Consider the following 13,504-nt stretch of genomic DNA (forward strand, 5'->3'; position numbering starts at 1 on the left):
AATTATTTGTTAGTAAAACAACAATTTTGATACCAATAAGGTTTAGACAAACCGGGCTATTTTATTAATTTTGTTGACTTAAAAATTGTATTGGTGTATTCAAGGGAAGAGATTAAACAATTAAAACAGTTGTTCTGGACAAAGTTCGGTCAGTTTATGGCATTACATTTATCTGCGGATGATGAAAAGACAAATTGGATTAACTATAAAACAGGTGTTAAACACCTGTACTTTAAAATGGATGCAGATAAAAAGGAAGCGAAAATTGCAATACAATGGTCGCAACCGGATGCTGGCGTCAGAGCCCTAATGGCCGAGCAATTTCTGGAATTTAGAGGTTTGTTGCACGATCTTCTTGGGGAAGAGTGGATTTGGGATATGGACGGAAGAGATGAATATGACAAGCCAATTTGTGAGATCTATACATCGTTGGTGGGGTATAGTGTTTATAGGGAAGCGGATTGGGCCGAACTTATTTCCTTTTTTAAGCCGCGGATGATTGCGCTGGATGAGTTTTGGTCTTCGGCAAAGTATGCATTCGATATGTTCAAATAATTTTATTCAACTATACAGAGATGGGTTTGGTACAGATTTAAATCAGCTTTTTAAAAACCGGCTAATTAAAGGCTGGCAGTTGATTTTGAGTTGGAAAAACAGCATCATTTAAAACAACTATTCAATGAAAAAAATGATTAAGGGTTTGCTCGCGGTAGCTTTGTGCTTTCAGCTTTCATCGGTATTTGCCTGGGGAACAATTGGACATCGCGTTGTTGCTGAAATTGCAGAACGTCATTTGACTAAAAAAGCAAAAAAGAATATTGGAAAAATCATTGGTCAGCAAAAGCTTGCGTATTGGGCCAACTGGGGTGATTTCATTAAATCAGACCCAAATCCCGAGTTTAAAAAATTAGGTAATTCACATTTTATCAATTTAAATTCAAATTTACCTTGGGCAGAGTTTCAGTTGGGGCTTGAAAATTCAGCGGATGAAAATTTGTATAAAACAGCTATCCGAATCGAAAAATCTTTTGCTGATAAGACTATCCCTATGGATCAGCAAAAACAAAATCTTTATTTTTTGATCCATATCTTAGGGGATGCGCATCAACCTATGCATGTAAGCCGTGCTGAGGACCAAGGGGGGAATAAGATCGAAGTAAGTTGGTTTGGGAAGAAATCCAATATTCACCGGGTTTGGGACAGCGATTTGGTGGATAACGAAAAATATAGCTACACCGAGTATGCGACTGTACTGGATGTGAATAGTAAGCAACAGAATGTGCAATTGGCAGCTGGAGAACTTTCAAATTGGCTTTATGAATCCAATCAATTGGCAGAGAAGATATATGCTGATGTAGCGAATAACGCCAATTTATCGTATTCATATGTCTATCAAAATAAGGACGTGATGGAGCAATGTATGTTGAAAGGTGGCTTGCGTTTGGCTAAAGTTTTAAATCGGATCTTTGGTTAAGATATCGGTTACAAGTTCTATAGAAAAGTAGTATCACAGGCCGTGATGCTACTTTTTTTATGAGTATATGTTATTCTTAGTTGCGATAACATGGTTTTTATACTTAGATTTAAACAATGCCCCCAGATCATTTGTTTTGTTCGTATTAAATCAAATTTCAATGACTATTCCCCAATTGTTTAAAAAAATTGTTCCATTTGCCAAACCCTATAAACGTCTGATAGTTTACACCTTGCTTTTGACTGTCGTGGGGTCTTTTGCGGCGCAGATTAATGCTTTTATCTTACGTTATACTGTCGATCAAATTAACGATTTGATGGTCGCTAAAGAACCTTTGTCCAAGGGGATGTATATCGTCGGAATGATCAGTATCATTTTGCTTGTTAAGGAGATTGTTTACGCGATTGTCCAGTTCGGCCAGAAATTTTATGGGGAGAAACTTCGGATTTATATTGCGCGGGATTTTTCCCAATCTATCGTCAATCGTATTTTGACCTATAAATTAGCATTCTATACCTCTTCTGACAACGAAAGTGGAAAATTAGCCACTCGGATAGATGCGGGAATTAGTTCGTTGACGCGATTGGTGCAGAATTTTTTCATTGATATTCTACCTTTATTTGCAAATGCGATTATTGCGTTGGTCTGTATGTTTTATGCGAATGTATATGTCGGTTTGGTTGGGGTGGCTGTCATTCCTTTATACCTTTACATTAGTCAGACCCAAGCGTCAAAATTGACGGGGTTTAGAAGGCAAATGCGCAAATATCGTGAATCCAAAAATAACCGAATTATCAGTTTGATTGATTCAATTTTAGTAATCAAATCATTCGTTCGCGAGCCAGAGGAAGCAAAACGCCATGAGAAGATTCAATATGAGATGACTGAAAATCAAATGGAAACCCGGAAAACCAGTTTCCTGTATGATAGCATTAAAAATTTTGTCGAACAGATAGCAGTAGTTATTATTATTGTTTTAACGGCTTACCTGGTGCTTTCCGGTCAGATTACCATAGGGGCGATCATGTTTCATATTATGTTGTTTAACAATGTTTCGGCACCCATACGCCAACTGCACCGTATTTATGATGAGGTCAATGATGCACTGATCTATTCGGAGTCTTTTTTTGAAATTCTGGAGTCCGATGAGCAGATTGAATCTAAAGGTGATTATAAGCCAGCCCACATCAAAGGACATTTGGAATTGAAGAATGTATTTTTTGAATATCCTAACGGTACACTTGCGTTGAAAGATGTAAATTTCGATATCAGACCGAATGAAATTACAGCTTTGGTTGGTCTAAGTGGGGCCGGCAAGAGTACGATAATCAATTTATTGGATAAATTTTACGAACCCACCCGAGGGCAAATTTTTTTGGATGGGGTCGACTTAGCGAATTATGATACCGCTTTCCTGCGTCAGCATATTGGAATGGTACTGCAGCGAAATCACATTTTTAAAGGAACAATATTGGAGAATATTGAATACGGAAAAATGGGGATTTCTAGGGATGAGATTATCGAAGCAGCCAAAAAGGCTTATATTCATCAGCAGATCATCGAGCTACCCAAAGGTTATGATTCAGATGCCCAATCTTTATCTGGTGGTCAACAGCAACGGATAGCTATTGCGCGCCTGTTCTTAAAAAATCCGCCGATTATCTTTTTGGACGAACCAACGGCTAATTTGGATGCAATTGCTACCGAACAGATTAAAAATAGCCTGGATGCTATAAAAAAGGATCGTACGGTAATTATTGTTTCACACAGTATCTCCCAGATTATTGACTCCAATGCGATTGTTGTGATGGAAAAGGGGCGTGTTGTCGAAAAGGGACGGCACGAAGATCTTTATGCACATAAAGGTACTTATTATGATATTTTTTCCGCAATGGCCAATAGTTTGAATCTGAGTAAAATAAGCAAGACATTGCAGGCCGATGAAAGATAAACGATGATGGTCAGGCCGATCGGCTGTGTAGTGCCATGCCGATAACGACCATGGCGATTCCAATACAGGAAAAGCTATTAGGAAGTGCCGCATGTAAGATAAGAATTTCGCCAATTAGCGTAAAAATAACTTCCATCGCCTGTGTTGCTTCCACGGCAGCAAGTGCCTTATGGTCCTGATGGACAAGATCGGTTGCTGTAAAAAACAAAAGTGTTGCTATCACCCCCGAACATAACGCAACCAGGAATGTTTGCAAAAGCTGACTATCTGTTGGCAATCCATTTTCTAAGTAACCAAATAGACTAAGAACGATCCAAAATGGCATGCTACAGATGGTCATGCCGAGCGTGCGCTGAAACGCATCCAGCCTATTGCCTGAGATTTTCATCATTTTGCGGTTGCCTAGAGGGTAGGCGATTGCACCGACCAACACTGGAATGGTTCCCAATAACATGCCCTTTAGCGAGGTTGATCGAGCCTCTGCAATCTGCATGAGAAGGATACCGATAAAAATAATAATAGAAAACAGGAGGGAGGCTTTTGATACTCCTTTTCTACGACCTTTTTTTTCGAGCAGTGGACCAATGAACATCCCAGCAATGATGGTAAATTCGAAGGTGCTTGCAACAAGCCAGGAAGGACCGTAATTGGCGCCATAAGTAAGAGTAGCATAAAACACGCCGAATCCGATTGTACTCCACAATAGCCATTGTAATAGATTGGATCTGATTTCTTTCAGTAAGCTTAGGAGGTTTCCTCGAATAGCGACAATAATAAGCAAGATTGGTAGCATCCAAATAAAACGTAGAGAAGCTGTCCATTGCCAGCTTCCGCCGGCGACTGCCATAATACGATTGAGAACAAAGGTACTTGCAAAGAATAGAGCTGCTAAAGTCCCTAGAAGAATTGCATTATTTTTACTCTTTTTTATTGTAAATTGGAATGGCATAAATAAAATGAATAGGATGTATGCTTAACAGTGTGAAAGTAAGCAAATGTCCGTTTAATTGAAAATGAAACAAAAACTAATTGATTTTTATCACGATTTTCTCATTTAAAATTCCTTATTTTGCCTAATCAATAAAACAAGTAGTAAGAAAATTAATCAAGATGATTATACAACCAAGAACTAGAGGTTTTATTTGTTTAACCTCGCATCCACAAGGGGCTGCGCAAAACATTAAAAATCAAATTGAATACGTGAAATCCAAAGGTGAGATCGCGAATGGTCCGAAGAAAGTATTGGTAATCGGTGCTTCTACTGGATTTGGTATTGCATCTCGGATTTCAGCAGCATTTGGTTCTGGAGCTGCTACAATCGGTGTATTTTTCGAAAAACCTGCCGCCGAAGGCAAACCAGGGACTGCTGGATGGTACAATTCTGCAGCTTTTGAGAAAGAGGCCCATGAAGCGGGATTATATGCCAAAAGTATTAATGGTGATGCTTTTTCTGATGAAGTGAAAAGACAAACCATTGAACTTATTAAAAAAGATTTAGGACAGGTTGATTTAGTGGTTTACAGTTTGGCTTCACCACGTCGCACACATCCAAAGACTGGCGTTGCACATGCTTCTGTTTTGAAACCAATACAAGAGCCTTTTACCAATAAAACGGTAGATTTTCATACAGGTATAATTTCTGATATTACCATTCAACCAGTTGAAAATGAAGAAGACATTGCTAATACAGTAGCAGTAATGGGAGGAGAGGACTGGAAATTCTGGATCGAAGATCTTAAAGCTGCTGGGGTATTGGCCGAGGGAGCAAAAACAGTCGCTTATTCTTATATAGGCCCTGAACTTACGTATCCGATCTACCGTAATGGTACCATTGGTCGTGCAAAAGATGATTTAGAAGGAACAGTGCCTGCAATAAACGCTATTTTGAGCGATATTCACGGTGTATCTTATGTATCGGTGAATAAGGCATTAGTTACGCAATCAAGTTCGGCTATCCCTGTTGTTCCGCTATACATTTCTCTTTTGTATAAAGTGATGAAAGAAAAAGGTATCCACGAAGGCACAATTGAGCAAATGCAACGTTTATTCGCGGAGCGTCTTTATACAGCTGACGGAAAGGTTTTACTTGATGAAAAAGGCCGTATCCGTGTTGACGACTTAGAAATGCGTGCAGATGTTCAAGCCGAAGTTGCAGCATTGTGGGAAAAAGCAACTACCGAAAACTTATCGGAAATTTCAGATATTGAAGGCTATCGGAACGAGTTTTTTAATTTGTTCGGTTTCAATTTTGATGGTATAGATTACAACGCAGATACAAATGAAGTTGTTGCAGTACCTAGTATTGAAGGTTAAATTATACGAACTAGCATACAAAATAGAGCGACTGATATACCATCAGTCGCTCTATTTATTTGTGAAATTTTTCCTAAACAAATTGTCTCTAAGAGATCATGCAGTTACTAAGCAAGCGCTTTTCTTTTATTGTAAATGAGGTTTCCAACAACTGCGAAACCGATAGAAACCATGATCGCACTAAAAGGATAAATGGCACCCATGCCCATATTGTTGGCAACAAAACCGATCAAAGGTCCGGTGATTCCTAAAGAAATATCTATAAATAGGCCGTAAGCAGCTAAAGCGGAGCCCTGTTGACTTTGGTCTACCCGTTTGATCGCTTCGACACCAAGTGCAGGGAAGACAAGTGAGAAGCCAAAACCGGTTAATGCTGCTCCTAGTAGGGTCCAAATGGGGTCGATGACCGTAGCAATAAGCAATAATCCTAAAGATTCAACAAAAAGGCTAAGTAGAGCAACTTTTAAACCACCGTATTGGTCAATAACTTTATTGAACACAAGTCTGGTTAAGATGAAGAAAATCCCAAATACCGTTAAACAAGATGCGCCGTTTTGCCAGTTGAAATGCTCATAATAAAGTGTCATGAAAGTTGATATACTTCCAAAACCAAGACCACCCAAAGCAAGGCAGATTCCAAAGGGTGCCACTAAGAGCAATACACGTTTGAAGCTGATTGTTTCGGTTTTTTTTCGGATAACCTGATAGGGTGTTTTGGAGCGGCAATATATATACCCAAGTACACCAACAATAGATGTGAGCATGCCTAAAGCTTCATAGCTGATATGGTCTACCATAAGCACACCTAAGGGAGCGCCAATAGCCAATGCCCCATAGCTCGCTATGCCATTGAACGAGATCGCTTTGGCTGCATGTTCATCGCCAAGTTCCATCAGCGCCCAATTTATGGGGCTGGCACCTACCAAACCCTCACCGATTCCGGTCAATAGTCTGGTGATCAACAGAAGTCCTAAACTGATAAAGGGCTGTGATTTAAATAGGAAAACAAGTAGGAGTAGGAGACCCGACAAGGCAAAAAATAGCATACTGCGTAAAACAGAAACTTTTGGTCCTTTCGTGTCAACAATTTTTCCGGCATAACCTCGAAGCAGAAAAGTAGCAATATATTGAATACTAATGACCAAACCCGCAACAATTGTGTTAAATCCTAAAGTTTGATGAATAAAAATGGGTAGGGTTGCAAGCGATAGGCCGATGGTGAAATAACCGAGGAAAGTTAAAGAGACATAGCCTAAAATCTTTTGATTGACCTCCCGAAGAGAAACTGTCATTTTAAAAAATTTTAGGCAAAAATACGTCTTTGGGCTTATTTTTAGAAATTAAATCAATAAACAACTGTCTCTTTAATATCACAATTCTTTTCGAGCCATTGCTGATCAAATTGTTTTGGAGAAACTCTTTTGCCCTGATAGATGTAATAAATTTTTTCTGCCTCACCTTTCACTGGCGGACCGGGTATTTTGTTTACGATTTTTTCTTCAGGGCAGTCTTGTATTAATGCCTGCTCCTTATTTTGGCGGGTTTTACATGAAGTGAACGCAGCTACAACGATAAAAAGATACAATAGTTTATTCATGAGTTTAGTTTTAATAAAATAATTAACGTATTACCTGCGTGGAATGCGACATTAATTTGTGAAATAACATACAACTTTTTGAACGACTATTTGTTCTATAAAGGATATCTGAAAGGCTAGAAGCCTGATAGGAAAAGTTGACATAAGAAAAGTTAAATTGAATAATTGATTGTAGAAAACATGAGAAGAAAAGCAACAGCCCAATGGAATGGCAATCTTAAAGAAGGAAAAGGTAGTCTGACTACAGACAGTACAGCATTGGATCATACACAGTATTCGTTTTCAACCCGGTTTGAAAATGGAGTTGGAACAAATCCTGAGGAATTATTGGCAGCTGCACATGCCGGATGTTTTACGATGCAATTGAGTGCTTATCTTTCTGAAGCTGGTTTTGTTCCCGAAGAATTAACAACTGTATCGACAATCGTTTTCGAAAATGGTTCAATTGTGCGGTCCGAACTTGAGTTAACAGGGAATGTTCCGACTATAAGCGAATCTGAGTTTCAGACAATAGCGCAAAAGGCTAAAGAAAACTGTCCCGTGAGTAAGGCATTCAGTTTCGAAAAAACCTTAAATGCAAAACTACTGTGAAAAATGGGCTATAATGAATAAAAACTTGGTCTTTTTTCGTAAAAAGGAGAAAAAGCTGTTATTTTGAATATATAACAAATAATTAGCAATATTGAGTTTTATTCAATTTAGTTTTGGTTCAGAAAAAGAAAAACAAGTTAAATTCAACTGCCCTTGCAGAAAAAAATCTGGAGGCTGGAAAGATATTTTTGGAAAAGTATGCAGATCAACAAGGTGTCGTTATATGTGCATCAGGTTTACATTATAAGGTATTAACAAGAGGGGCAGGGCAAATACCGAAAAAATCTGCGAAGGTCATCTGTCATTATAAGGGTGAGCTCTTAGACGGAACGGTGTTCGATAGTTCCTATAAACGGAAACGTCCCGAAACGTTCTACATCAATGAGCTTATCGTGGGTTGGCAGGAAGCGATTTCCATGATGTCTGTTGGATCAATCTGGGAGGTTTGTCTTCCACCCAATTTGGCTTATGGAAAAGAAGAGTTGACGCCCAGAAAAGGAGGGCAATGCACCTTGATATTTCAAATTGAATTAATTGCAATTTTGGCTTAATTCCAGTAAAGTACATAAAATAAAGCCCGCATCACGTGATGCGGGCTTTTTATTTTATTGAAGTATTTTTATTCTACTTCTTTTATTTTCGCATTGATTTCAGTTGTTTTAGCTTCGTCTTGCATAAAAATATAGTAGTTCTTTAAATTTGTTAAAGCATCTACATTCTTTGGTTGCAAAGAAACTGCTTTCTCCAAGTAAGGAAGTACTGGCTTTAATTCTGCTTTAATCTTATTTAATTCGGCATCATATTGGGCTTGCGTCAATTTTCTGTTGTTATTAACAACATTTAATTTTTCGCGTGTTTTGTTCATCAAAGTGATAGCTAAATTGGTATTTGCTTCAAAAAAGTTTGGATCGATTTCTAATGCTTTTTTGTACGCCGCAACCGCTGCTTCATCATTTTTTGCTGAAGATTGAGCGATGCCTAAGTAATAATTTAGGCTTTTATTGTTCGGGTCTTTTGCTAGTTGTGCCGTAATTGCATCAATAGTTTCTTTCTCGTGGCCTGTAATCAGATTTAGCTCGATATTTTGAGTCATTGCTGCATTGTCATCCGGATAGGCTTCAGCCGCTTTTTTTGCATATTCAAGCGCAGAGGTCGTATCTTGCATAGATAGGTACAATTTAGGTAGGTCTACCATGATTGTTTTATGCGAAGAGAAATCTTTTCTTGGAATTAATTCTTTGTACCTTTCGATGGCATTTTTATAATCTTTATTAGATAATGCTGCAACACCACTGTAATAAGTTACTAATGTATCTCCAGGAAGGTAAGTCAGTGCTTTTGTAAAAGAACTATAGGAATCAGCATATTTTTGAGCCTGATATTCTTCTGCTCCCAAATTGAAGTTATATTGTCCTAATATTTGTTCTGCAACATTAATATTTGCTTTATTAGCACCATCTGCATCCAATTGTTTTGCTTTTGCAATGCCATCCTCAGCCAATTTTGCCAATTCAGAAGATTTATCTATTGTTGATAGATTTGCGTTTACTAACGCATATACTGTCCATGCTTCAGCATTGTCTTTTGTTTTGTCATTGACAACAGCTGCGTCAATAGCTTCTTTTGCAGATTTCAGATTGGGGATACCCAATTGAACCGTGCCAGCATCTTTCAATTCCTGAAATTTTGCCAGGCCAGTTTTTGCCTTTTTAATATTACCGGTTTGCGCAAAAGAAACTGAGGTCGATACAGTACCTATTGCTGCTAATAATAATAGAGATTTTAAATTCATATCTATTTAACTGTTAATTGATTCAATAATAAATTCACTCTGTCCAGTTGAGATGCGTCATCAATAAGCTTATAATATTTAGCCAAAGCTTTAAGTGCATTGATATCATATGGCTTTATCTCATTTGCTTTCAACAGATATTCGATAGTCAGTTCTTGTATATCTTGGTTCGAAGGTTCCTTTAACAAAGTCTCCAGATTGATTAAACCCAATGCAAGGTTAGATTCGTAATTATTGGGATCCAATCGCAATACATTGTTATAATATTCTTTCGCTCGTTTAATATCATTGGCATTTTCATAGGAATAGCCAGCGATATAGTTCAGCTCAACATTTTCGGGCTCCAAACGGATTGCATCGGCAATGACATTAAGGATAGCATCATAGGAATGATTAGCTGAATAAACATCAATTAATCTAAAAAGTATCTGTTTATTTTCAGGAAATATTGCATGTCCTTTTTCAAGAACGTTTAAGACATCCTGTTTAGTACCTCCAAGCGAATAAATATGTGCTAATTCAAGAAAGTAATTTGGCTTGGGATGCTCACCCTTGATCAGTTCCTCATAATATTTGATCGAGTTCATGTAATCTTTATTCTTGCCTGAAAGTACAGCAAGATTATATTTCAGATCACTATTTTTGAACCCAAGTGAATCAATGCGAAGATAAGCTTTATAAGCTTTGTCAAATTTGCCATCTTTTAAAGCCAAAGCTCCCTGATAGGAGATGGCTCCAGCAAGATTTTGACGAATATAGTCCATCTCTGCAGGAAAGTTTCGACGTGCTTTTTTTTGATCCAGAAGCTTAAGTGATTTGATGGATACGTCGATAGGATCCATTTTATAGGGCTGCTTCCTTGTTGAATCTGCAACTGCCAAGGAGCTATATACCAATGCTCTTAAAAGGTTATTGTTGACGGAAGCCGAATCTTTCTTCGATTGGAAGGCAGCGTCTGCAAACTTTCGCGCATTTTCAAGATTTTTAAATTCGCCAGTTTTGGTATATAAAGCAAAACTGTTGCTGCCCTCTTTCAGATTGGATTGGGCAACAACAGTTAAACTACTTGCAGATATTAACAATGATATCAGTAAGTTTTTCATTAGACTATTTATTCTTCGTTTGAGTCCGTGTTTTCTTCAGAAGTCGAATCGCCATTTTCCGTTGACTCTTCGGTCAGTTCAGACTCTTCTTCAGATTCTTCTTCACGATCGACTTTCGTAATAGAAGCGATCTCGTCGTTATCTTTTAAATTAATGAGTCTTACACCTTGCGTTGCACGTCCCATTACTCTTAATTCTTCAACAGCAATACGGATAACGATACCAGATTTATTGATGATCATTAAATCTTCGTTGTCTGTAACGCCTTTTATTGCAACGAGTTCGCCTGTCTTATCTGTGACGTTGATTGTTTTCACACCTTTACCACCACGATTCGTTACGCGATAATCTTCGATATCTGTCCGTTTTCCGTATCCTTTTTCAGAAACGACCAACACGGTAGTTTCCGAATCATTCACACTAATCATGCCAATCACTTCATCACTTTCAGTCGCCAATGTGATCCCGCGTACGCCCGTTGCTGTTCTTCCCATTGGACGTACAGTAGATTCATTGAATCGAATTGCTCGACCAGAACGGAGTGCCATGACAATTTCACTGCTTCCAGTAGTCAAACAAGCCTCAATTAATTGATCGCCTTCATTAATATTGATGGCATTGATACCGTTTGCTCTTGGACGAGAATAGGCTTCCAAAGACGTCTTCTTAATGGTACCTTTTTTGGTACACATAATGATGAAGTTGTTTTCGAGATACTCCTGATCTTTTAGGTTCTTCACAAGGATAAAGGCCTTTATTTTTTCTTCTTTTGGAACGTTGATGATATTTTGAAGAGCACGACCTCTCGAGGTACGACTTCCTTCAGGAATCTCAAATGCACGTAACCAGAAACAACGGCCCGCTTCCGTAAATAGCAGCATATAGTTGTGTGCTGAAGCAGTAATGATATGCTCTGTGAAATCCTCTTCACGTGTATTTGTGCCAATTGATCCTCGACCACCGCGGCCCTGGCGTTTGTATTCGGATAATGGTGTACGTTTTACGTAACTATTGTGGGAGATTGTGATCACGATTTCTTCATCATCAATAAAATCTTCCATGCGCATATCTTCAGCAGAGTGTACAATCTGAGATCTACGTTCATCACCATATTTTTCCTTGATCTCAATTAACTCATCTTTGATGATTTTCATACGAAGTTCTTCGTCTTCCAATACAGATTTCAAGTAGTCAATTGTTTTCATCAATTCGGCATATTCCTCTTTAATCTTATCGCGTTCCAGTCCTGTTAAACGACGTAATGTCATGTCAAGGATAGCGCGAGCCTGAAGGTCGGACAGTCCAAATTTTTCCATTAATCCAACGCGTGCATCTTCTGGTGTATCCGAGTTACGGATCAATTTGATGACTTCATCCAAATGATCTAAGGCAATTAAATACCCTTCTAGAATATGAGCACGTTTTTCAGCTTCTGCCAGTTCATAGCGTGTACGTCTAACGATGACATCATGTCTATGCTCCACAAACTCATGAATCATATCTTTCAGATTCAACAGCATTGGCCTTCCTTTAACTAAAGCAATGTTGTTTACTGAAAATGAAGTTTGTAGCGCTGTGTATTTAAACAAATTGTTTAAAACTACATTTGCATTTGCATCACGTTTGATGTCATATACAATACGCATACCCGTACGGTCAGATTCATCACGGATGGCAGAGATACCTTCCAATTTCTTTTCGTTGACCAGTTCGGCTGTACGCTCGATCATATTGGCCTTGTTCACCTGATAGGGAATTTCGGTTACGATAATCTGCTCTCTTCCAGATTTAGTTGCTTCAATCTCCGCTTTTGCACGCATGACAATACGGCCACGTCCTGTATTACAAGCATCTTGAACCCCGGCATAGCCGTAGATCAATGCACCTGTAGGGAAGTCTGGGCCTTTGATGTGCTGCATCAATTCGGGTACCTCAATATCACGATTATCAATAAAAGCAATTGTACCATCGATAACCTCAGAAAGGTTATGTGGAGCCATATTTGTAGCCATACCCACAGCAATACCCGAAGCCCCATTTACCAAAAGGTTTGGAATACGCGTAGGAAGGACTGTTGGTTCTTGTAGGGAATCGTCAAAGTTATTTTGGAAATCAACAGTATCTTTGTTGATATCGGATAGCATTTCCTCGGCAATTTTCTTTAATCTCGCCTCAGTATAACGCATCGCCGCAGGTGGATCGCCGTCAATGGAACCGTAGTTACCTTGACCATCTACCAAAGGGTAGCGTAAACTCCAATCTTGAGCCATACGAACCATGGTGTCATAAACGGATGAATCACCATGTGGGTGATACTTTCCTAATACATCACCAACGATACGGGCAGACTTTTTGTAAGGCTTGCCACTGGTAACCCCTAAGTCCAGCATGCCATAAAGAACACGTCTGTGTACTGGTTTCATGCCATCACGGGCATCAGGAAGTGCTCTTGATACAATGACAGACATGGAATAGTCAATGTAGGCAGACTTCATCTGATCCTCGATGTTGATTGGGATAATCCGGTCGTTTGCCGGAACAAGATTGTTGTCGTTTTCTGTTTCTTCAGCCATATGAATTTGGTTTCAATAAAACTAGTAAGCAAGCCCTGTAAACTGGCTTGCTACGCATGCGAAGTTACAAAAATTTAACCTCAAAAGCGAATGATTTAAGCCCTAATATA

The 13,504-nt window shown here is 38.7% G+C and carries 12 protein-coding genes; 6 read left to right on the plus strand and 6 right to left on the minus strand.

Annotation, left to right across the window (positions count from 1 at the left end; translation table 11 throughout):
- The first annotated feature begins 93 nt into the window (after nucleotides 1-93).
- From OK025_RS19250 to OK025_RS19260, 3 genes are all read left to right on the plus strand, one after another.
- Nucleotides 94-555, plus strand: coding sequence for a DUF4268 domain-containing protein (locus tag OK025_RS19250; RefSeq protein WP_317666246.1), 462 nt, complete (start codon nucleotides 94-96; stop codon nucleotides 553-555).
- Between the two features lie 124 nt (nucleotides 556-679).
- A complete protein-coding gene (locus OK025_RS19255) occupies nucleotides 680-1,474 on the plus strand; it encodes a S1/P1 nuclease (protein ID WP_317666248.1) in 795 nt (264 codons plus the stop codon).
- A 160-nt stretch (nucleotides 1,475-1,634) separates the two neighbouring features.
- Nucleotides 1,635-3,425 (plus strand): ABC transporter ATP-binding protein, encoded by a 1,791-nt coding sequence (locus OK025_RS19260; RefSeq protein ID WP_317666250.1) that lies wholly within the window; start codon nucleotides 1,635-1,637, stop codon nucleotides 3,423-3,425.
- Nucleotides 3,426-3,435: 10 nt separating this feature from the next.
- Here OK025_RS19260 and OK025_RS19265 read toward each other — a convergent pair whose 3' ends face one another.
- The gene (locus tag OK025_RS19265; RefSeq protein ID WP_317666252.1) at nucleotides 3,436-4,374 is read right to left on the minus strand and encodes a multidrug resistance efflux transporter family protein; all 939 of its coding nucleotides are present in this window, start codon (nucleotides 4,372-4,374) and stop codon (nucleotides 3,436-3,438) included.
- A gap of 161 nt (nucleotides 4,375-4,535) precedes the next feature.
- On the opposite strand from OK025_RS19265, the gene fabV reads away from it, so the two are divergent.
- On the plus strand, nucleotides 4,536-5,738 hold the full coding sequence (fabV, locus tag OK025_RS19270; protein WP_317666254.1) for an enoyl-ACP reductase FabV: 1,203 nt from the start codon (nucleotides 4,536-4,538) through the stop codon (nucleotides 5,736-5,738).
- Between the two features lie 107 nt (nucleotides 5,739-5,845).
- On the opposite strand, the gene OK025_RS19275 is transcribed toward fabV, so the two are convergent.
- Nucleotides 5,846-7,030, minus strand: coding sequence for an MFS transporter (locus OK025_RS19275; protein WP_317666255.1), 1,185 nt, complete (start codon nucleotides 7,028-7,030; stop codon nucleotides 5,846-5,848).
- 53 nt (nucleotides 7,031-7,083) lie between these two features.
- Nucleotides 7,084-7,335, minus strand: a complete 252-nt coding sequence (locus OK025_RS19280) for a hypothetical protein (protein ID WP_317666257.1) — start codon at nucleotides 7,333-7,335, stop codon at nucleotides 7,084-7,086.
- Nucleotides 7,336-7,515: 180 nt separating this feature from the next.
- On the opposite strand from OK025_RS19280, the gene OK025_RS19285 reads away from it, so the two are divergent.
- Nucleotides 7,516-7,926 carry an OsmC family protein gene (locus tag OK025_RS19285; RefSeq protein ID WP_317666259.1) on the plus strand — a complete coding sequence of 137 codons (411 nt, stop codon included), beginning with the start codon at nucleotides 7,516-7,518 and terminating at the stop codon, nucleotides 7,924-7,926.
- A 113-nt stretch (nucleotides 7,927-8,039) separates the two neighbouring features.
- The gene (locus OK025_RS19290) at nucleotides 8,040-8,477 is read left to right on the plus strand and encodes an FKBP-type peptidyl-prolyl cis-trans isomerase (RefSeq protein ID WP_317666260.1); all 438 of its coding nucleotides are present in this window, start codon (nucleotides 8,040-8,042) and stop codon (nucleotides 8,475-8,477) included.
- Nucleotides 8,478-8,545: 68 nt separating this feature from the next.
- Here OK025_RS19290 and OK025_RS19295 read toward each other — a convergent pair whose 3' ends face one another.
- From OK025_RS19295 to gyrA, 3 genes are read right to left on the minus strand one after another with little or no spacing between them, the layout of a single operon-like run.
- A complete protein-coding gene (locus OK025_RS19295; RefSeq protein ID WP_317666261.1) occupies nucleotides 8,546-9,718 on the minus strand; it encodes a tetratricopeptide repeat protein in 1,173 nt (390 codons plus the stop codon).
- Nucleotides 9,719-9,720: 2 nt separating this feature from the next.
- Nucleotides 9,721-10,821 (minus strand): hypothetical protein, encoded by a 1,101-nt coding sequence (locus OK025_RS19300; RefSeq protein ID WP_317666262.1) that lies wholly within the window; start codon nucleotides 10,819-10,821, stop codon nucleotides 9,721-9,723.
- An 8-nt stretch (nucleotides 10,822-10,829) separates the two neighbouring features.
- Complete coding sequence (gene gyrA, locus OK025_RS19305; RefSeq protein ID WP_317666263.1) at nucleotides 10,830-13,394, minus strand: DNA gyrase subunit A; 2,565 nt, start codon at nucleotides 13,392-13,394, stop codon at nucleotides 10,830-10,832.
- Nucleotides 13,395-13,504: the final 110 nt, after the last annotated feature.

This window comes from Sphingobacterium sp. UGAL515B_05 (genome assembly GCF_033097525.1).
Classification (GTDB): Bacteria; Bacteroidota; Bacteroidia; order Sphingobacteriales; family Sphingobacteriaceae; genus Sphingobacterium.

Coding starts and splice junctions, on each gene's coding strand:
- OK025_RS19255 (WP_317666248.1), top strand. CDS start 680: ATGAAAAAAATGATTAAGGGTTTGCTCGCGGTAGCTTTGTGCTTTCAG.
- OK025_RS19260 (WP_317666250.1), top strand. CDS start 1,635: ATGACTATTCCCCAATTGTTTAAAAAAATTGTTCCATTTGCCAAACCC.
- OK025_RS19265 (WP_317666252.1), bottom strand. CDS start 4,374: ATGCCATTCCAATTTACAATAAAAAAGAGTAAAAATAATGCAATTCTT.
- fabV (WP_317666254.1), top strand. CDS start 4,536: ATGATTATACAACCAAGAACTAGAGGTTTTATTTGTTTAACCTCGCAT.
- OK025_RS19275 (WP_317666255.1), bottom strand. CDS start 7,030: ATGACAGTTTCTCTTCGGGAGGTCAATCAAAAGATTTTAGGCTATGTC.
- OK025_RS19280 (WP_317666257.1), bottom strand. CDS start 7,335: ATGAATAAACTATTGTATCTTTTTATCGTTGTAGCTGCGTTCACTTCA.
- OK025_RS19285 (WP_317666259.1), top strand. CDS start 7,516: ATGAGAAGAAAAGCAACAGCCCAATGGAATGGCAATCTTAAAGAAGGA.
- OK025_RS19295 (WP_317666261.1), bottom strand. CDS start 9,718: ATGAATTTAAAATCTCTATTATTATTAGCAGCAATAGGTACTGTATCG.
- OK025_RS19300 (WP_317666262.1), bottom strand. CDS start 10,821: ATGAAAAACTTACTGATATCATTGTTAATATCTGCAAGTAGTTTAACT.
- gyrA (WP_317666263.1), bottom strand. CDS start 13,394: ATGGCTGAAGAAACAGAAAACGACAACAATCTTGTTCCGGCAAACGAC.